The sequence below is a fragment of the Bacteroides sp. D2 genome, from assembly GCF_025147085.1.
Lineage (GTDB): Bacteria > Bacteroidota > Bacteroidia > Bacteroidales > Bacteroidaceae > Bacteroides.
In genome coordinates this window covers 5,340,713-5,359,814 of sequence record NZ_CP102261.1, presented here as the reverse complement: position 1 = coordinate 5,359,814, position 19,102 = coordinate 5,340,713, and the positions used below count along the sequence as shown (strand labels likewise).

Annotated in this window: 15 protein-coding genes; 3 read left to right on the top strand and 12 right to left on the bottom strand. The window is 43.0% G+C overall.

The genetic code is table 11. The features are described from left to right. Window positions 1-119 precede the first annotated feature (119 nt). A complete protein-coding gene (locus NQ505_RS20085; protein WP_008998424.1) occupies window positions 120-1,127 on the top strand; it encodes an SDR family oxidoreductase in 1,008 nt (335 codons plus the stop codon). Between the two features lie 139 nt (window positions 1,128-1,266). On the opposite strand, the gene NQ505_RS20080 is transcribed toward NQ505_RS20085, so the two are convergent. From NQ505_RS20080 to NQ505_RS20065, 4 genes are all read right to left on the bottom strand, one after another. Continuing rightward, a complete protein-coding gene (locus tag NQ505_RS20080; RefSeq protein WP_008998423.1) occupies window positions 1,267-1,815 on the bottom strand; it encodes a hypothetical protein in 549 nt (182 codons plus the stop codon). 81 nt (window positions 1,816-1,896) lie between these two features. Beyond that, window positions 1,897-2,670 (bottom strand): hypothetical protein, encoded by a 774-nt coding sequence (locus NQ505_RS20075; RefSeq protein ID WP_008998422.1) that lies wholly within the window; start codon window positions 2,668-2,670, stop codon window positions 1,897-1,899. Between the two features lie 23 nt (window positions 2,671-2,693). Further along, window positions 2,694-3,389: a response regulator transcription factor gene (locus tag NQ505_RS20070; protein WP_004295780.1), complete on the bottom strand. Its 696-nt coding sequence runs from the start codon at window positions 3,387-3,389 to the stop codon at window positions 2,694-2,696. A 12-nt stretch (window positions 3,390-3,401) separates the two neighbouring features. Continuing rightward, window positions 3,402-4,916 (bottom strand): sensor histidine kinase, encoded by a 1,515-nt coding sequence (locus tag NQ505_RS20065; RefSeq protein WP_008998421.1) that lies wholly within the window; start codon window positions 4,914-4,916, stop codon window positions 3,402-3,404. Window positions 4,917-5,048: 132 nt separating this feature from the next. Between NQ505_RS20065 and NQ505_RS20060 the strand changes: the two genes are divergently transcribed. Next, a complete protein-coding gene (locus tag NQ505_RS20060; protein WP_008998420.1) occupies window positions 5,049-7,157 on the top strand; it encodes an outer membrane beta-barrel family protein in 2,109 nt (702 codons plus the stop codon). A gap of 20 nt (window positions 7,158-7,177) precedes the next feature. On the opposite strand, the gene NQ505_RS20055 is transcribed toward NQ505_RS20060, so the two are convergent. From NQ505_RS20055 to aspT, 3 genes are all read right to left on the bottom strand, one after another. Continuing rightward, window positions 7,178-9,184 (bottom strand): tetratricopeptide repeat-containing sensor histidine kinase, encoded by a 2,007-nt coding sequence (locus NQ505_RS20055; protein WP_032853413.1) that lies wholly within the window; start codon window positions 9,182-9,184, stop codon window positions 7,178-7,180. A gap of 177 nt (window positions 9,185-9,361) precedes the next feature. Next, a complete protein-coding gene (gene aspD / locus NQ505_RS20050) occupies window positions 9,362-11,005 on the bottom strand; it encodes an aspartate 4-decarboxylase (RefSeq protein ID WP_008998418.1) in 1,644 nt (547 codons plus the stop codon). 22 nt (window positions 11,006-11,027) lie between these two features. Beyond that, window positions 11,028-12,722, bottom strand: coding sequence for an aspartate-alanine antiporter (gene aspT, locus NQ505_RS20045; RefSeq protein WP_008998417.1), 1,695 nt, complete (start codon window positions 12,720-12,722; stop codon window positions 11,028-11,030). A gap of 167 nt (window positions 12,723-12,889) precedes the next feature. Here aspT and NQ505_RS20040 point away from each other — a divergent pair, with 167 nt between their 5' ends. Next, a complete protein-coding gene (locus NQ505_RS20040) occupies window positions 12,890-14,557 on the top strand; it encodes a formate--tetrahydrofolate ligase (RefSeq protein ID WP_004295785.1) in 1,668 nt (555 codons plus the stop codon). 338 nt (window positions 14,558-14,895) lie between these two features. Here the strand turns inward: NQ505_RS20040 and glyA are convergent, their stop codons facing one another. The 5 genes from glyA to pyrB form a co-directional block, all read right to left on the bottom strand. After that, window positions 14,896-16,176, bottom strand: coding sequence for a serine hydroxymethyltransferase (gene glyA / locus NQ505_RS20035; protein ID WP_004308877.1), 1,281 nt, complete (start codon window positions 16,174-16,176; stop codon window positions 14,896-14,898). Window positions 16,177-16,310: 134 nt separating this feature from the next. Beyond that, window positions 16,311-17,048, bottom strand: coding sequence for a porin family protein (locus NQ505_RS20030; RefSeq protein ID WP_008998416.1), 738 nt, complete (start codon window positions 17,046-17,048; stop codon window positions 16,311-16,313). 16 nt (window positions 17,049-17,064) lie between these two features. Then, complete coding sequence (locus NQ505_RS20025; protein ID WP_004325806.1) at window positions 17,065-17,634, bottom strand: flavin reductase family protein; 570 nt, start codon at window positions 17,632-17,634, stop codon at window positions 17,065-17,067. Between the two features lie 16 nt (window positions 17,635-17,650). Further along, window positions 17,651-18,112 (bottom strand): aspartate carbamoyltransferase regulatory subunit, encoded by a 462-nt coding sequence (pyrI, locus tag NQ505_RS20020; RefSeq protein WP_008998415.1) that lies wholly within the window; start codon window positions 18,110-18,112, stop codon window positions 17,651-17,653. Beyond that, complete coding sequence (gene pyrB, locus NQ505_RS20015; protein WP_004315282.1) at window positions 18,109-19,050, bottom strand: aspartate carbamoyltransferase; 942 nt, start codon at window positions 19,048-19,050, stop codon at window positions 18,109-18,111. The genes pyrI and pyrB overlap by 4 nt, the downstream gene beginning before the upstream one ends. Window positions 19,051-19,102: the final 52 nt, after the last annotated feature.

Below are 19,102 nucleotides of genomic sequence, written 5' to 3'. Positions count from 1 at the left end.
AAGAATCAGTAATCTGTATACTACATAAACTTGCGGGCGGAAAAATAAATGGCAATGATTGCTGGAAGTAAGTCATGGAATTGATATATTTGCTCCGGAGAATATAAAAAACAGGTTTTATGAAAGCATTATTCATTGGAGGAACGGGTACTATCAGTACAGATGTAGTTGCATTGGCGCAACAGAGAGGGTGGGAGATTACTCTCCTTAACCGCGGCTCAAAAAAAATGCCGGAAGGAATTCACAGTATCATTGCGGATATTAATGATGAAGAAGCTGTGGCAAAAGCCATCGCACTTGAACACTACGATGTGGTTGCACAATTCATCGGTTATACGGCAGAAGACGTAAAGCGTGATATCCGCCTGTTTCAGAACAAAACTCGGCAATACATCTTTATCAGCAGTGCCTCTGCCTATCAAAAGCCATTGACCGATTATCGCATTACCGAAAGCACCCCTCTGGTCAATCCCTACTGGCAGTATTCCAAAAACAAGATAGAAGCGGAAGAGGTATTGATGTCAGCCTACCGGACAAGTGGTTTTCCGGTGACCATCGTTCGTCCCAGCCATACCTATAACGGAACCAAACCTCCCGTAGCCGTACATGGAGATAAGGGAAACTGGCAGATTCTCAAACGGATTCTTGACGGCAAACCTGTCATTATTCCCGGTGATGGCTCCTCTTTGTGGACACTGACTCACTCCAAAGATTTTGCCAAAGGCTATGTCGGACTGATGGCGAATCCACATGCTATTGGTAACGCTTTTCATATCACTACCGATGAAAGTATGACTTGGAATCAGATTTACCAGACAATCGCCGATGCGTTAGACAAACCTCTGAACGCATTGCACGTGGCATCCGATTTCCTTGCCAAACATAGCGATCATTATGATTTCAGGGGGGAACTCTTAGGAGATAAAGCAGCTACGGTTGTTTTCGATAATTCGAAGATAAAGCGGCTCGTCCCGGATTTTATATGCCATATCTCCATGGCGGACGGATTGCGGCAAGCTGTACATTATATGCTTTCTCATCCGGAAACTCAAACACCCGATCCGGAATTTGATTCGTGGTGTGACCGTATAGCCGATGCAATCAGTGCGGCAGATAAAGCCTTCTGATTTTCCTGATTTTAATAACTACCTGCCACTAATTAATTGCTATTTTTTAGGCACGGATTACACGGATTAACGCGGTTATTTTTCAGCAATGATAACCCTAAAGACTGTGACATACGTGCAATCCGTGCCTAATTATTATTTAATAAGGAGTATTTCTTCCTTGCTGCACCTCAATTCGTATTCCGAAATTACCATTAGCAGATTTCAGTTCAAACGCTCCCCGGAAATTATTCCTTTCCCAAGGCATAGCACTGCGGTTAGGCACCCGCCAGCCATCCTTGTTGTAATCTCCGTAAGTATTGATTCTCATTCCGTTTTTCAGCTTGAAAGATCCCATCTGCATAAACTGTGGAGAAGAAGACAATCCCCAACCATATCCGTATCCAAAACCAGAAAACCCGGAGTAAGAAGACGAAGAAAAAGAGTCGGTGAATCCTTGAGAATAGGTAATATCCGTGTTTAAACGAAAGAGCTGATTATAATCTTTCGTCATATTAGGCATATCTAAATTAAATTGGGGAAGTTCGGGAGTTGCTACGTTCATTAACCCCATATCCAGCAGAAAACCACCAAACTCTTTGATATTGGTAGATGGAGCACGACGAATACTATCGGAAGGAATTTCCGACTGTGCGGATGCAAAACCGACCGATAATATCAGCGAAAGAAATAGAATCAGTTTTTTCATCTTCGTAAAGGTTGATTTACCACAAAGATAGATAATTTCCACCTGACTATCCGCTTCCGTTATGTTTTCTTAGAAAAAAACTTATCTTTTCAATTTAATCACCGGATAAACGACAGGAGCCGTCTCCCATTTCCTTTTCATCGGGTTGTATGAACGTTCCATACCTCCATGGAGTTCGATATAATCGTTGAACTTGATTTCAAGAATCATGCCATAACCGCTTTGCGGATAGATAGGAGTGAGATACCCCTGCGAAGCATTTCGTTCGCCATTCACAGAATATTCGCCGAAAGCCCGTATACGCAGAAAATTATTAATCCGGTAAGCGGCCGAACCGCTAAAACCAAAATCATTTCTGGCACCATGTTGGAAAGAAGGCATTGTATACTTGGCACTGAACAGCCCACCTGAAAGCTCCCATCGTTCATTAGGGGCATACGTATAAATGGCACCTACCTGAATATGCGTCCCCATGGTAGGATACGTATTATGCAAACTATACGTACTTAAATAGCTGTTAGCATTGATCCCGAAAATATCCGACCGATTATAATCACGGCTGAAAGGATCGAAAGAAGTGCCCAGTCTGGGAGTAGGCCAGGGAGTATCCATAAATTCGGGAGGAGATATATGAAGCGTCATGCTATCCGTTTGAATGGTTGGCTTCCTGTCGTTCGGCGTTATATTCATATCGGGTAAGATGAAGCCCTCCTTATCCATATTTAATGGCTGCTTTTGCTCCGGTGGCAGAAGAACCGCACGGCCGATGCTATCCTTTTTCACTTCCACCTGTTGCGCAAATGCGGTACAGGTACAAAGTAAAAACATAAATCCTGTGAACTGTCTTTTATTCATGGCACTTTGCAGTGTTAAAGAGTTTAGTTGACAATCAGTTTATAGCCGATTCCCCGTACATTGACAATACGTATCTGTTCATCTTGCGAGAGCTTATGCCGCAATTTGGTAATGAACACATGCAAGCTTCGGGAATTGAAAAAACTGTCGTCTCCCCAAAGTTCGAGCAAGACATCCTGCGTGTTGACCACCTGATTCCGGTTCTCGCAAAGCCGTTTCAAGATTTCCGATTCACGATGAGAGAGTTCCTGTCTCGTTCCTGCGTGTAATAAAGTTTGTGCAACAGGATCAAACAGATAACTTCCTATCTCAAAATGATTGGCAACCTTATTCTCTGTGAAGAGAAAAGCCTTTCCCATTAGTGCTTTGATTCGGATAATCAGCTCTTGTATACCGAAAGGCTTTTTCAGATAATCATTTGCTCCGAGTTCAAAGCCCTCCACCACATCATTGATGGCCGAACGGGCAGTCAGGAATAAGACAGGAGTCTGTTTATCCGTCTGGCGGATGCGACGCACCATTTCAAAGCCATCCATTTTCGGCATCATCACATCGGCTACAAGTACATCCGGATGAAGTTCGAAGAAAAGGCTTAGCCCTTCCTCGCCGTCATTCGCCGTATGAATGATAAAATCATTTTCTTCAAGTGTATCCTTGATAATCATGGCGAGTGTCTGTTCGTCTTCTACCAGTAATACGGTAATTTTGTTTTTACTCATGATTTTATGGGTTTATAAAGTAATGGTAAAAGTGCTTCCTTTGTCCGGTTCACTCTTTACGGTGATAGTTCCTCCATGTTTTTCGACTATGCTCTTTACATAGAACAGTCCTAGTCCGTAACCTTTTATATTATGAAGATTACCCGTCGGAACCCGGTAGAATTTATCAAATATGTGCTTTTGTTTATCAAGTGGAATCCCGATTCCCCGGTCGGTAACGCTGACGGTTACTGTCCCCCCAGTCTGTCGGCAGGAAATAGACAATTCGGCTTCCTCTTTCGAGTATTTCACTGCATTATCTATCAGGTTACTGATGATGTTGCTGAAATGCGTACGGTCGGCTACAATGACAAGCGTTTCCGGTTGAATATCCAATTCGATATGTACAGGCTTGTCCGCTTTTAGCTGGTGCTGCTCCATGAGCGGAGTAATCAACTCCTTCAGGTTGATTTCCTCCGGATGCAAACGAAACGTTTTGCGACGCTCCATTCCCATGGATAAAATCTGTTCCACCAGCCCGCTAAGCCTTTGCAACTGCTCCTGACTGATGCGTAGATACTGGTCGCGCTTGCTTTTCTCTTCCGCCTGGTTAAAGTTCAGTAATGCGTCATTAGCCGCATAGGCTACGGCAATGGGAGTCTTTAATTCGTGCGTGATATTATTGGTAAAATCACTTTTCATTTCATCCAGCGTTTTCTGTTTCAGGAGCGTCCGGATAAGGAACCAGAAAGAGAATCCGAGAATCAGAAGAATTACAAATGAAGTGACCAGAATACCTGTCATCTGCTTTAATACCAATGAATTGATTGGCTCGAACACCAGTTGGTAACGTTGGCTGTGATGCATATTAAATTCATAGTCATAGCGGATTGCCTTGGGACTGGGGATATAACTGCTATCTCCCGCAATACCTAATGTATCGGTATATACAATGGAAGAATCGGCACTGATCCCGGTATAAATCAAAAGAGTGTGATGAGGAATAGAGAGATTATGCTCTTTCATCACATGGGTGAGCAAACTGTCATATCGCTGCAGGTTGACATCTATATAAGTATCCACACCCGAATGAATACCCTGCTGAATACTCATTAACAGCTCCTTTAGCGAATCTTGCTTTTTCAATAACACATCCAGCCCATTCTCGCTACTTGCAACAGGTGTAGAATCTTCCGCATTACCAACGGTTTTTACCGTATCCGTGGTTATTTCTGTCCGGGAGTGTATCGTATCCTGACGGCTACTATCCGTATAAGAAATCGTTTGTTGAGTCACTAATGAATTGCCGTCCGCATCATATCCGGCTGATACTGTCAGCGAACCGTGTTCCACATTATCTTTTTGCAAATCATTTACACGGAGCACGACCTCGTTGAAGTCACTCGTCCGCATCGCATCTCTGATATTACTCTCCATTTCCATTTTCATCGACCGGTAAAGCCCTGTCAACCAATAAGCTTGATAAACAAAGATTCCGATTAACGAGCAGATAACCAGTATGACGATATGTTTTAGCGGTAATTTCATACAGGCAAAGATAATAGGAAACTATTCTTATTCTTCTCTTTGATAAGACTAAATAACACTAGATAAGCCAATGATAACGCAAATTTCCATTTTTTCTACCGTATTTTGTCGTATTCCAAAAAAAAAGACGAAATGAAACGGATTAGTTTACTATTTATGTCTCTTCTTTGTGTGTGGATATCCGCTACAGCACAAGTCGGACAACAGTCGCAGGAACCTGTCGACAGTATCAAGAATATAGGTTATATGGATAGTTTGTTTCAGGAACTGCCCGAAGTGATGATTACTGGTGAACGCCCGATTGTGAAAGCCGAACAAGGCAAACTCGTGTATGACGTACCGAGACTGGTGGGCAACTTGCCTGTGGATAATGCCTATGATGTTGTCAAAAATCTTCCGGGCATAGTAAATATGAATAACAGTCTGATGTTGGGAGGACAGGAGGTAACTGTTGTCATCAACGGAAAAGTGACCACTCTGTCTGCCGAACAATTGGATGCTTTATTAAAATCGATTCCTGCCAGCCGGATTGAAAAGGCGGAAGTGATGTATTCCGCTCCGGCACGCTATCAGGTACGCGGACCGATGATTAACCTGATATTAGCACCCGGCACAGGACAGGCATCTTCCCTTCAAGGAGAACTCTATACAGCTTTTAACCAACATCACTACGAATCTTTGGCAGAACGTGGAAGTCTTCTGTACTCCGGACGTAAATTCTCTGCAGATCTTCTTTACTCTTACTCTTATGATCGCGACCGAAGGATAACGGAGAAAGAAGCACTTCACACGTTAGCCGATGGTTCGGTACATCAGATGGATATGGATGAAATCATGACTTCCCGTACCAATAGTCATCAGATACGCCTCGGAATGGATTACTCCCTCGCAGAAGATCATCTGTTAAGCCTGGTCTATACAACAGCTTTTACCGATTCCAAACATTATTCCATAGCTACCGGTGCGCAAAATTCTGTTACCGACTCGCAGGGAGACAGCCAGCTCCATAATGCAAAGTTAGATTATCAAACCCCTTTCGGGCTGAAAGCCGGAGTGGCATTTACATCCTATCATTCTCCCGGCAGCCAATTATTATATAGCACGATGGGAACAGAGACAATGAATTTCTTGAGCCGGGATAAACAGCAAATCAATCAATGGCGTTTTTATGCCGGGCAAGAACATACCTTAGGTAAAGGCTGGGGATTGAATTATGGTATAACCTATACGACCGCTTTAGACCATAGCTATCAAAGATATTATGACCCGGAAACAGATAACCTGTTACCGGATAATAACATGAACTCCCGCCGTCGCGAACAAACCCTGAATGTGTATGCCGGACTAAGCAAAAGCTTCGGTGAAAAACTCTCGGCCGATGTTTCTCTGGCAGCAGAGCAATATCATACAAATATCTGGAATGAATGGAGCCTGTACCCGGTAGCCAATCTAACTTATATGCCCGCTGCCGGACATGTCCTGCAATTCTCATTGAGTAGTGACAAGGAATATCCCGAATACTGGAGCGTACAGAATGCAATCTCTTACATGGGAGCATACTCTGAAATTCAAGGAAATCCCTATCTCAAACCTGCCACGAACTATGAAACCAGCCTTAATTATATACTAAAAGGCAAGTATGTTTTTTCCGCCTTTTATAGCTATACCAAAAACAAGCAAATGCAAACCCTCTACCAATCACCGGAACGCTTAGTAGAGATTTACAAATTCTTCAACTTTGATTTTTCATCACAAGCCGGATTGGTAATGACAGTTCCCTTTAAGGTGAAAAAATGGCTCGACTCCCGTTTCACCGCCATCGGTTTTCGTTATCGCCAGAAAGATAGTGACTTCTGGGATATCCCGTTTGACCGTAAACTATATACATTCGTCTTGACGATGGACAACACATTTACCCTTTCCACCAAACCCGACTTAAAATTCACCCTGACCGGATTCTATCAAAATAGAGCTATACAGGGAATTTTCGATCTTCCTCGTTCGGGAAATCTGGATGCAGCGCTTCGTTACACCTTTGCAAAAGGAAAAGCACAATTGACGCTGAAGTGTGACGACCTGTTCAATACCTCCACCATTTCGACACAAGTCCGTTACGGATTGCAGAATGTGAAAAACCACTATATGCGCACTACCCGTACATTCGGTATTTCGTTTAACTATAAATTCGGAGGATACAAAGAGAAGAAGAGGGAAGAAGTCGATACCTCCCGCTTTAAATAAGCGGGAAATAACTCATGGTTCTATTCATTCATCGGTAAATTGACAACCACCCTTGTACCATCCGTATATTCCGGATCAATTTTAATCTCTCCGTCAAGTCGTTTCACGATGAGACGGCAGAGATACAATCCCAACCCATTGCCCGGAACGAAAGTATCAAGTTTCGAAAAACGGTTGAATACCTCTTCCTGTTTTTCTTTCGGGATACCGCAACCGCTATCGGTGACACTGATACATATTTGGTTCTTCGAAAGATTGACCTTATACCCTAACGCAATAAACCCTTCTTCTGTAAACTTATTGGCATTATTCAGTAAATGTTCAATCACCATAGTGAGATATTGGGCATTTGTCGGAATAAACAGTGTATCTTCTGTAATATCCAATTGATATTTTATTCTCGGTTTGGGGGAAATCTTTTCCATTTCCTGAATACAGATATTTCTTATGTCAGTCGGTCCGCAAGGCAGCTTATCTTCAGAAACGTCCAGATTCGCCACTTCCAGCATACTGTTAACAAGCCCTGTAAGCAGCAGAGTGCTTTTTTGAATTTCAGCGGGGAATTCCCGGCGCATCTCTTCGTCAATGTCCTCATTCATGATTAAATCAGAGAACCCGACAATCGAATTAAGCGGCGTGCGTATCTCGTGGCAAATTGAGTTGATAAAAGCCTGCTTCATCTTTTCGCTTTCCTGCGCTTTACGGTTCAGGACTTTCAGCTCCGCTTTCATTCTCTTTTCTCTTTTCAGAGAGAAGTAAAGATAACTACAAACCCCGATCACAATAATCAATAAAGTACTTAAAGATATAATCTGTGTCTTTTTGTTTTTTATTTCCAGTTCAGCCTTTTCGTTGTTCAGTGTGTTTACATCATATTTCACCTGGAGTTCATTCAACTGTTGACGTGCGTCATTACTGCTTAATGAATCTTGTATATAATGCGAGTTCTTATAATATTTCAGAGCATTCGGATAATCTTTTTGTTTTTCATAAAGCAGAGAAACCGTATTCAACAATCCCGGTAGATTTTGTGGAGCCAGAATCTTGGCGATTTTAATAAGAGTATCGTTCGCTGCAATAGCTTTTGACAAGTCTTTTTGGGTCCGGCTGTTCGTATAATAATTATTGGCACAAAGATAATAATTGTATTTGTCAAAGTCATTAGTCAGTTTTTTACCAATCAGTAAGATCCTTTTCCAATAATCATTTTCTTCTTTCGGTGTCAGCAGGTCCAGATTGCTTATCATAAACGAATAATATTGAATCCGATAGGAGTCTATATTATAAAACGGACGTTGTTTCTGATAATCTCTTTTGTATTCCTGTTCTACCATATTAATCAGCTCTTTTATTAACAGGATCGCTTCCTGTCTCCTGCCACTTTTAGAGTATGCCATGCCTAGCTTCCAGATAATTCTTTTCTGATACTTACTCTTCACATTGACAGAAAGTGATTCTGCCAATTTCAGGCTTTTCTCTAAATAAGAAGAAGCCTCTTTGTGTTTCTGATTTATGTAAAAACTTGTTCCTACAGTATATGTTGTTGCAGTTTCTTTATAAATATTGCTTGTGCTTTCCTTAGAATCCATAAAGTCTAATTCTTTTTTAATAGCTTCATCTTTCTGGTCAGAATAACATTGTGCTTCAAAAATACGCATGTGATCTAAAGGCAACAGGCTTTCGCATTCTTCCAGACTGGCTATCTTCTTGATACAATTAATATATTTAGAAAGAGAATCTTTGTTCAAGCTATTTAATTCTTCCGTGATAATATCACTGAGAGCATTCAAGGCATTTTCTTTGTCGTTAATCTTTAAGGATTCATGATACATCTGTAGAAGATACATCTTTGCTTCCGGAGCATCCAGATATATATCCGCCAGATTTCTGCATATCTGAATCTTTTGAGGAGAAGAATTTGTTGACTTCAGAAGATATATGAGGCTGTCGCTGGGGTGTTGCGACGCATTTATTGTAAAACATAGTGAGGGTATAATTATGAATATGATAAGTAGTAGGTGTCGCATGGCATATTTTGTTTTGTTTGCTTGCAAATCTACTGCTTTTTTTATTAAATCCAGCTAGTTGAACGAAAAACTTTTGGAGTGAAATAGATACTGAAATATCCGATAAGTCAGTAGTTATAAAGAAGTGATAACTACTGACTTTCGGATATTCTCAAAGCCTATAATACCTTGTTGATTTTAATGTATGGATGCCTTCCATGCTTTGGCATATTCTTCCAAAACACATTTGATACTTTGTCCGATTTTCACATAATCGGCCTCATTCAAATTGGCTAGTGACACACGCACACTCCATTTCGGTCCGGCAAAGCCACCACCATTCAACAGAACGAGTGAAGTTTCGTTTGCCAGGCGGAAAACCACATCCAATGGATTGTAGGTCTTTTGCAGATAAGTAACGAAGTCATCCCCATAGAATTTCTTCGCCCATACCAGCATGTCGATCTCCGAATAATATCCGGCACGCAACGGATCTTCCACCAGCGTGAAACCTGTGTTATCCCACAGCGCATGCAGACGGCGATGAATAATTTCCTGCATCTTCTTCTTATAACTGTCTTCTTTATCCAGAAGCGAGAAGATGGCAAACAAACTCATCTGTATTTGTTGAGGTAGAGAAAGCCCTGCAGTATGATTCAATGCAATCTGCCGGCTGTCAGCCACCATACGATTGATAAATTTCATCTTTTCCGGTTGTAGACTAAGACTGGAATAACGTTTGTTCAAGATTGATTTCTGCTCCTCCGACAGGCGGGCAATCATTTTGTCGTAGATGTTGTCTTCGTGTAGAGCGATCACTGCGGTTCTCCATCCCGTAGCTCCAAAATATTTGGAGAACGAATAAACACAAAGCGTATTGTGTGGTAATTCAGCCATCAATGAACGGAAATGAGGAATAAATGTTCCGTACACATCATCCGTGATAATCATCAGGTTCGGATTATCATTCTTCACAATGTTGATGATACGTTCGGTAGTCTCTTTGCTAAGCGCATAGCTGGGCGGATTACTCGGATTGGTGATAAATAACGCTTTGATCCTCGGATCTTTCAGCTTGTCTATGTCTTCATCCTTATATTGCCAGGTATGTAAACCGTCAGGAGTCATCTGGTCGGCGGAAATTTCGGTCACGTCGAACTGATAGCGTCGCAGTTCCGGGATTTCTATATAAGGAGTGAACACAGGAACCATCAAAGCAATGGCATCCCCCTGGTTCAACAGGAAATTCTCTTGCAAAGAATCAAACAGATAACACATGGCTGCCGTACCTCCTTCAGTCGCGAAAAGGTCAAAAGTTCCTTTCGGTGGACGGCGGTCACACACCTCTTGTGCCAGGTAATCCTGTACGATTAACTCCGTAAAATGTAAAATACGGTCGGGCACAGGATACTGGTCGCCAATCACCGATTCTGCCCATTCGTGAATAAGTGTATCCGGATCGGCAGCATGTTCCATCAGCATATAATTATAGCCCTCTTTCAATAGGTTAGCACCGGGAGCTTTCTCATTTTCTTTCAGGAAAGCCTCGAAACGGGCAGCAATTCCCGCCTTTTGCGGAATACCTGCTATTCCTTCTTCCAGTGAAAACGCATGACGACATTCGCAAAGGCCGAATTGTCCCAGCAGAAAAAAGGCTTCGCGTGGCTCGGTAGCAATCCAGTTCGGGTTACCTCTTCCGGCATTCAACATGGTATGTGCTATCTTCTTGATACTTTCATCTGCCATATCGATCAGTTTGTTTTTCAGCTCGAACGGGCTGATCGTTTCCATTTTCTTGGCATAACTTTTGGTAATGGCAGGGTTATTTGTTTTCTTTTCCATAATGATATTTATTTATATAGTTTTACATAAGTAGTACGATGACAACTCCCCAGATAATCAGGAGCGTATTGCCGACTGCATACGTCACCGTATATCCTAATGCCGGTGTGTCGCTTTCCACTGCATCCTGAATAGCTCCCAATGCAGCTGTTGTAGTACGTGCTCCTGCCGTACATCCCAATGACAGGGCAGGGTGGAACTTGAACAAGTATCTCGCCATCAGCAATCCGGCGAGGAGAGGAATGGCTGTTGCCAATGCACCGACGATAAACAGGCTGACGCCTACTTCCTTGAATCCGGCAATGAAACTGGGACCTGCAGCGATACCGACCACTGCGATAAACATATTCAATCCTACATTATTCAATACCCATAAAGAGGGTTCGGGGATACCTCCGAAAGTAGGATGCTTGCTGCGTAGCCAACCGAACAGAAGTCCGGCTATCAATGCGCCGCCACTGGTAGAAAGACTGATAGGAACACCTCCCAGGTGAATAGCCAGTGCACCGAAAAGACCACCGAGCAAAATACCCAATCCTACGAAGATCATATCCGTCTGGTTGGTAGGCCGGTCAATATAACCCATTTGTTTGGCAGCACTTTCCACTTCATGTTTAAGACCGGTAAGTTCGAGAATGTCTCCCGAATCTACAATCGTTTTAGGCAATACCGGAACATTGATTCCGGCACGTTTGATATTCCGGATACTAACCCCGTGCATAAACTTCTGTGCCCTGATTTTGGAAACCGTTTCTCCGGCAAAAGTCCGGTGGGTCACCATTACAGGAAGAGTTTCTGCCGGGAAGTCGAGTAATTGTGCATCAATCACTTCCGGACCGATCCAGTCTTCTTCTCCAATCACAAATTCACGGCGTCCGCTAAGTACCACTTCGTCATTCTTGTGAAGGATCAGGTTCGGATTGACATCTTTCACCACTCCTCTTTGACGAATCCGTTCTACAAACAGACGTTTATCATTCTTGCATAAATATGTTTCGAGTTCACTGACTTTTTTTCCTTTGCCAAACCATTCATTGGTGATTTTATAAGCACGGAACACAACCGGACGAAGAGCCGGGGAAAATCCGGGTTCATCAGCTTCCGATGTTCCCATTTGAGCCTCCAGTTCCTTGCAGTCGGCCTTCACCTTATCCAGTCCACCCAGCATTTTAGGGCCGAGAGAAGCCAGAATCCACGCCGAACCGGCCGTTCCGAAAATATAAGTTACGGCATACGCTACCGGAATTGCATTGATGAACGTGGCTTTCTGTGCATCGCTGATTCCCAGCTGGTTGATCGTATCGCTTGCCACGCCGATAACGGCGGATATTGTTTGTGAGCCTGCCAACAGTCCGGCAGCTTCTCCTACATGATATCCCATGATTTTGGCCAGTATCCACGGGGCTACCAGACTGACAATACACATCAGTACAGCGAATCCCACTTGTGGCAGACCGTCTTTTTTCAATCCGCGGAAAAATTGCGGACCTACCTTATAGCCAACGGCAAACAGGAAAAGCAGAAAGAACACAGCTTTCATCGGACCATCTACAGTGATATTCAGTTGTCCTACCAATACTCCGACCAGCAGAACACTGGTGACTGTCCCCAATGAGAATTTCCCTATTTTGAGTCTGCCCAGCCAAAATCCGGCAAAGAGCGTCAGGAAAATAGCAAGTTCAGGATGTACCCTTAATTGATTAATAATCCATTCCATAATTAAGTTGTTGTTTTAGGTTATGTCATTTACAACAGTTATAGCGTAAAAAGAGTTTGTTGTGTTATGAAAAATAGAGATATAATATCCGTCGAACTTTAAATTTCTCTATTTCGCTTTTTTGTTATACTTTTGTTCCTTCAAAAATAAAACTAATCATATTCTGTATGAAATCAGACATAGAAATAGCTCGCAGTATTGAGCTGAAGAAGATTAAGCAAGTTGCCGAAGGTATCGGAATCCCTCGCGAGGAAGTGGAGAATTATGGCCGCTACATAGCAAAGATCCCCGAACAACTGATTGATGAAGAGAAAGTGAAGAAAAGCAATCTCATTCTGGTAACTGCTATCACAGCAACCAAAGCGGGCATTGGCAAAACTACAGTATCTATCGGTCTCGCTTTGGGATTGAATAAAATTGGAAAGAATGCGATTGTCGCTCTTCGCGAGCCGTCTCTCGGTCCATGTTTCGGAATGAAGGGAGGAGCAGCCGGTGGGGGATATGCACAAGTGCTTCCGATGGACAAGATCAACCTCCATTTTACAGGGGATTTTCATGCCATCACTTCTGCTCATAACATGATTTCTGCTTTACTCGACAATTATCTTTATCAGAATCAGGCAAAGGGCTTTGGACTGAAAGAAATTCTTTGGCGGAGAGTGCTTGACGTGAACGACCGTTCGTTGCGCAGCATCGTTGTCGGCCTCGGACCTAAATCGAACGGGATTACCCAAGAGTCCGGTTTCGATATTACTCCTGCTTCGGAGATTATGGCAATTCTTTGCCTTTCCAAAGATGTGAGTGATCTGCGTCGCCGTATTGAAAATATCCTGTTGGGCTTCACGTATGACGACCAACCTTTTACTGTGAAAGATTTGGGAGTGGCAGGAGCCATCACTGTGTTGTTGAAAGATGCTATCCATCCTAATTTAGTGCAGACTACCGAAGGAACCGCTGCTTTTGTACATGGTGGTCCGTTTGCTAATATCGCACATGGTTGTAACTCTATTCTGGCCACTAAATTGGCAATGTCTTTCGGTGATTATGTAATAACAGAAGCCGGATTCGGTGCCGATCTCGGTGCAGAAAAATTCTATAATATCAAATGCCGCAAGAGCGGACTCCAACCACGTCTCACAGTGATTGTCGCTACGGCACAAGGATTAAAGATGCACGGAGGTGTCAGTCTCGACCGTATCAAAGAGCCGAATATGGAAGGCTTGAAAGAAGGATTGCGTAATCTCGACAAACACGTTCGTAACCTTCGTTCATTCGGTCAGACCATCATCGTAGCTTTCAATAAGTTTGCATCCGATACGGATGAAGAAATGGAATTACTGCGCGAACATTGCGAACAGTTGGGAGTGGGTTTCGCCATTAACAATGCGTTCAGTGAAGGAGGAGAGGGAGCAGTAGATATGGCCCGTCTGGTAGTAGATACCATAGAGAACAATCCGTCCGAATCTTTACGCTACACTTATAAAGAAGAAGATAGCATACAGCAGAAGATCGAAAAGGTAGCCACTAATATTTACGGAGCCAGCGTTATTACCTATAGTAGTATTGCACGCAACCGTATCAAACTGATCGAGAAAATGGGAATCACTCATTATCCGGTTTGTATTGCTAAAACACAATATTCATTCTCTGCCGATCCAAAGATTTATGGGGCGGTAAATAACTTCGAGTTCCATATTAAAGATATTGTTATCAATAACGGAGCTGAAATGATTGTAGCCATTGCCGGAGAAATTCTTCGTATGCCGGGATTACCCAAGGAGCCGCAAGCATTGCACATCGATATTGTGGATGGAGAAATAGAAGGATTGAGCTAAAATATATACCTCAAAAAAATATTCCGGTATGATGCCGGTAAAATAAATCCCCGTCTTTCCCTATGAAATAAAATGTGGAAAGACGGGGATGACTGTATATAGAGTCCAGTGCGCTTCTGTTTTCTCTTCTTGCACACTGTACGGTTGAATTCGTCCTTGCTATGAGTGATATATGACATCATATATTTCTTTTATAGTAAGAAAAACGAAAATATGGACAGATGGTTCGGGCGGGACCGTTAATAAATAAAAAAAGCCTGCTCCTTTCACAAAGAGCAGACCTTATAAATAAGAAATAAAGCTGATAACAGTGAAGCTATTAGCTTTGAAATCGTTTTTTAATAAGCAAAAAGAGGATATTTCTTCATTGTCTCATTGACACGTGCACGTACTTGTGCAATAACTTCCTCATTTTCTACGTTAGACAATACAGTCTCGATCATTTCAGCAATTTCGAGCATCAAATCTTCTTTTGCACCACGAGTTGTGATAGCGGGAGTACCCAAACGGATACCGGAAGTCTGGAAAGCTGAACGGCTGTCGAACGGAACCATGTTCTTGTTAACAGTAATATCGGCAGAAACCAATGCTTTTTCTGCCACTTTACCTGTCAGTTCAGGATATTTGCTACGCAGGTCAACCAACATAGAGTGGTTGTCTGTACCACCGGAAACGATGGTAAAACCACGGTCGATTAAAGCCTGTGCAAGTACAGCAGCGTTCTTTTGTACTTGTTTAGCATATTCCTTAAATTCAGGTTGCAGGATTTCACCGAAAGCAACTGCTTTAGCAGCAATTACATGTTCCAGTGGTCCGCCTTGGATTCCCGGGAATACGGCAGAATCCAGTAATTGAGACATCATCTTGATCTCACCTTTCGGAGTGGTCTTTCCCCACGGATTGGGGAAATCCTTACCCATCATGATGACACCACCACGAGGTCCGCGAAGTGTTTTATGTGTAGTAGAAGTGACGATATGTGCATATTTAACCGGATTTTCGAGCACTCCGGCAGCGATCAGGCCGGCAGGGTGAGCCATGTCGATCATCAGGATAGCGCCTACTTTGTCGGCGATTTCACGCATACGTTTGTAATCCCATTCACGAGAGTATGCAGAACCACCACCGATAATCATTTTCGGTTTCTCACGTAGAGCGACTTCTTCCATCTGGTCGTAGTCAACGCGTCCAGTTTCCTGATTCAGATTATATTCGCAAGGAGTATAGATGATACCGGAAGTGTTTACCAGTGAGCCATGAGAAAGGTGTCCGCCGTGTGCAAGATTTAATCCCATGAATTTGTCGCCCGGATTCAGAACTGCGAGGAAAACAGCAGCATTAGCTTGTGCTCCCGAGTGTGGTTGTACGTTTGCCCATTCAGCGCCAAAAATTTCTTTCAGGCGGTCGATAGCGATTTGTTCGCTTTGGTCTACTACTTCGCAACCTCCGTAATAACGTTTGCCGGGATAACCTTCTGCGTACTTGTTAGTCAGGCAAGAACCCATTGCCTGCATAACCTGGTCACTCACAAAATTTTCTGATGCAATAAGCTCGATTCCTTTCAACTGGCGTTGATGCTCTTTTTCGATGATGTCGAAAATGATGTCGTCTCTTTTCATTCTTTTATAAGTAAGATTAAATTTCTAATTCGAGATACCTATTTTAAGCGCACAAAGTTAATGAAAATAAATAAAGAATGAAGGAAGTACAAGAAAAATGTTAGTAAAAAGCCGGATTTAATGATATTTTATTCTTAAAGGATGAATCCCAGCGAAAAACTTAACGCGCTGTCGCGGCGACGGAAAATAATGTTGCTCACTCCCGTGCTGCCGTCGGAATTGATATTGTCGTAAATGATGGACTTGGAGATATTTCCGATGCCTTGCTCGTAGCGGAAATCGAAAAAGATACGGGAGATGTTGACGCCTACACCGATCACTGCGCAGACATTGAACGGATACAGCTTTTCGTGAATCCCTTTTTGGTCAAAATTCTTAAAAGTGATTTCATTGTGTTTTCCCCATAAGTAGCGAAGTTTGGGGCCTGCGAAGATAGACATTCCGTAAGGCCCTTTTTTCACCACATTATAGCCGTATAAAATAGGGAAATCCACACTGTGCAACACCGATTGCACCGAAGCATAATCAGGCTCGATGGCAGGATGCTGTGAACCGAGCTTATCGAAAGTGATCTCACATTTGCTTACATTATAGGACACTTCCGGCTGAATGAAATGCTTCTTCATGTTGATGCGCATAAAGAGGGCGCCAAAATAACCTATCTTGTAGTTATTCTGCACCTCATCGATAGTCACATCCTTAATTTTCAGTTCAGATACCATGAACATGGAAGAGTTGAATCCCGCCTTGATACCGATATTTATTTTTTTTGTATTGGGGCGGTCTACTTTTTCTGCGTTATAGTTCTGGCCGACAGCCGTGCAGGCTATGGCTAATAAACCGGGAAGAATGAATTTACGCAGCATATTCATGGCAATATCGCACTTTTTATGATTTCTTCTTTTCTACACTCCAACCGAACTTACCGATTTTCTCTCCCAGATTATAATATCCTCCATGCACATATACCAGCGGATTGGCTTCGGCCAGTTCCAGCTTTCCGGTTTCAGGATTCAGGTTCCGGTCGTCCGCACGCACATTTACTACGTCAGCGATAAACATATCGTGTGAGCCGAGGGAGATGATTTCTTTCACACGGCATTCAATGCAAAGAGGAGATTCTTCAATCAACGGAGCACTGACCACCGTACACTGTCCGGGTGTCAGCTTCATCTCATCAAATTTATGATAATCACGTCCCGAACGAACTCCGCACCAGTCGGTGGCAAAAGCCATATCTTTCGTTGTCAGGTTGATGACAAACTCCATGTTTTTTTTGATAATGTCATAAGAATGGCGTTCCGGACGTACGGATATATAACACATGGGCGGGTTTGTACAAATCGTACCCGTCCATGCTACTGTGAACATATTATATTCGCTTTCTTCCTTTCCGCAGCTGACCAGTACAGCCGGCAGCGGATAGATCATCGTTCCTGGTTTCCAGTCCTGTTTCATAGGGCTATACGTTTATTCAGAGGATTGTAATCTCTTCACGTTTCTGCTCTTTCTCGCAATAATGGCACTTTACGATACAATTATCCTTGTCTATCACATGAAAGATAGTGGCCATCGGTTCGTTGTTGGTGATACATTTCGGATTGGCACATTTCACGATGCCCCGAAGTTCATCCGGCATTTTCACCTCTTTCTTTTTCACTACTTCGTAATCGCGGATGATATTCAGCTTGACGTGCGGAGCAACTACTGAAATACGGTTAATCTCTTCGTCGCAGAAGAATTTATCTGCAATCTTGATGATCCCTTTTTTACCCAGCTTCTTGCTGTCGAGGTTGAATCCGATAGTGATATTGCTAGTCATCTGTTCCACACCGAGCAGTTGCACTACGGTAAAGAGCTTTTCGGATGGGATATGGTCAATCACTGTCCCGTTTTTCAGGGCAGCTACTTGCAATGCTTGTTTATTTTCGCTCATAATAAAATATCGTTTTTAACGTCATCTAATGTGATACCTAATACATCGCAAAGGATTGCTTCGCGGGCATACAGACCGTTTTGTGCCTGTTGGAAATAGTATGCTTTCGGATTGTCATCCACATCGTAAGCAATTTCGTTGACACGGGGAAGCGGGTGCAGGATACGCAGGTTCGGACGTGTGTTCTCCAGCATTTTGTTACGGAGAATATATACATTCTTCACCCGTTCATATTCCATCAGGTCGGTGAAACGTTCGCGTTGTACACGGGTCATGTACAGAATATCGGCGTCGGCGATAATCTCTTCGGAAAAGTCTGTATGTTCAACGTATTTTATTTGGTGCGTTTTGCAGTAAAGTTTGTATTCTTCCGGCATTTTCAGCTCTTCGGGAGCGATAAAATGGAAAGTCGGATTAAAGTGTCGCATCGCCATCAGCAATGAATGTACGGTGCGGCCGTATTTCAAATCACCCACCAAGAAAATGTTCAGATTTTCCAGCGTTCCTTGCGTTTTGTAGATAGAGTAGAGATCGAGCATCGTCTGCGACGGGTGCTGGTTGGCTCCGTCACCTGCGTTGACAATGGGCACCGGGGCTACTTCGCTGGCATACCGTGCAGCTCCTTCGAGATAGTGTCGCATGACGATAATATCTGCATAGTTGCTCACCATCATGATCGTGTCTTTAAGTGTTTCCCCTTTGGAAGAGCTGGTAGCTTTGGGGTCAGAGAATCCGATTACTCGTGCGCCGAGACGGTTGGCAGCTGTTTCAAAACTCAAGCGGGTACGGGTGGAAGGTTCAAAGAACAGGGTTGCTACAACCTTTCCTTGTAATAACCGGCGATTGGGGTTCATTTCAAACTGCTTCGCCATTTCGAGCATGTAGAGGATTTTTTCTTTAGAATGTTCGGCAATGGTTACTAAACTTCTGTTTTCCATTTTGTTATCTTTTATGTGGATAGAACTTGTTTTACCGGAGCGTAAAGGTACG

Excerpts from the sequence above, each read along its gene's own strand:
- NQ505_RS20085 (WP_008998424.1), top strand. The coding sequence starts at position 120 with ATGAAAGCATTATTCATTGGAGGAACGGGTACTATCAGTACAGATGTA.
- NQ505_RS20080 (WP_008998423.1), bottom strand. The coding sequence starts at position 1,815 with ATGAAAAAACTGATTCTATTTCTTTCGCTGATATTATCGGTCGGTTTT.
- NQ505_RS20075 (WP_008998422.1), bottom strand. The coding sequence starts at position 2,670 with ATGAATAAAAGACAGTTCACAGGATTTATGTTTTTACTTTGTACCTGT.
- NQ505_RS20070 (WP_004295780.1), bottom strand. The coding sequence starts at position 3,389 with ATGAGTAAAAACAAAATTACCGTATTACTGGTAGAAGACGAACAGACA.
- NQ505_RS20065 (WP_008998421.1), bottom strand. The coding sequence starts at position 4,916 with ATGAAATTACCGCTAAAACATATCGTCATACTGGTTATCTGCTCGTTA.
- NQ505_RS20060 (WP_008998420.1), top strand. The coding sequence starts at position 5,049 with ATGAAACGGATTAGTTTACTATTTATGTCTCTTCTTTGTGTGTGGATA.
- NQ505_RS20055 (WP_032853413.1), bottom strand. The coding sequence starts at position 9,184 with ATGCGACACCTACTACTTATCATATTCATAATTATACCCTCACTATGT.
- aspD (WP_008998418.1), bottom strand. The coding sequence starts at position 11,005 with ATGGAAAAGAAAACAAATAACCCTGCCATTACCAAAAGTTATGCCAAG.
- aspT (WP_008998417.1), bottom strand. The coding sequence starts at position 12,722 with ATGGAATGGATTATTAATCAATTAAGGGTACATCCTGAACTTGCTATT.
- NQ505_RS20040 (WP_004295785.1), top strand. The coding sequence starts at position 12,890 with ATGAAATCAGACATAGAAATAGCTCGCAGTATTGAGCTGAAGAAGATT.
- glyA (WP_004308877.1), bottom strand. The coding sequence starts at position 16,176 with ATGAAAAGAGACGACATCATTTTCGACATCATCGAAAAAGAGCATCAA.
- NQ505_RS20030 (WP_008998416.1), bottom strand. The coding sequence starts at position 17,048 with ATGAATATGCTGCGTAAATTCATTCTTCCCGGTTTATTAGCCATAGCC.
- NQ505_RS20025 (WP_004325806.1), bottom strand. The coding sequence starts at position 17,634 with ATGAAACAGGACTGGAAACCAGGAACGATGATCTATCCGCTGCCGGCT.
- pyrI (WP_008998415.1), bottom strand. The coding sequence starts at position 18,112 with ATGAGCGAAAATAAACAAGCATTGCAAGTAGCTGCCCTGAAAAACGGG.
- pyrB (WP_004315282.1), bottom strand. The coding sequence starts at position 19,050 with ATGGAAAACAGAAGTTTAGTAACCATTGCCGAACATTCTAAAGAAAAA.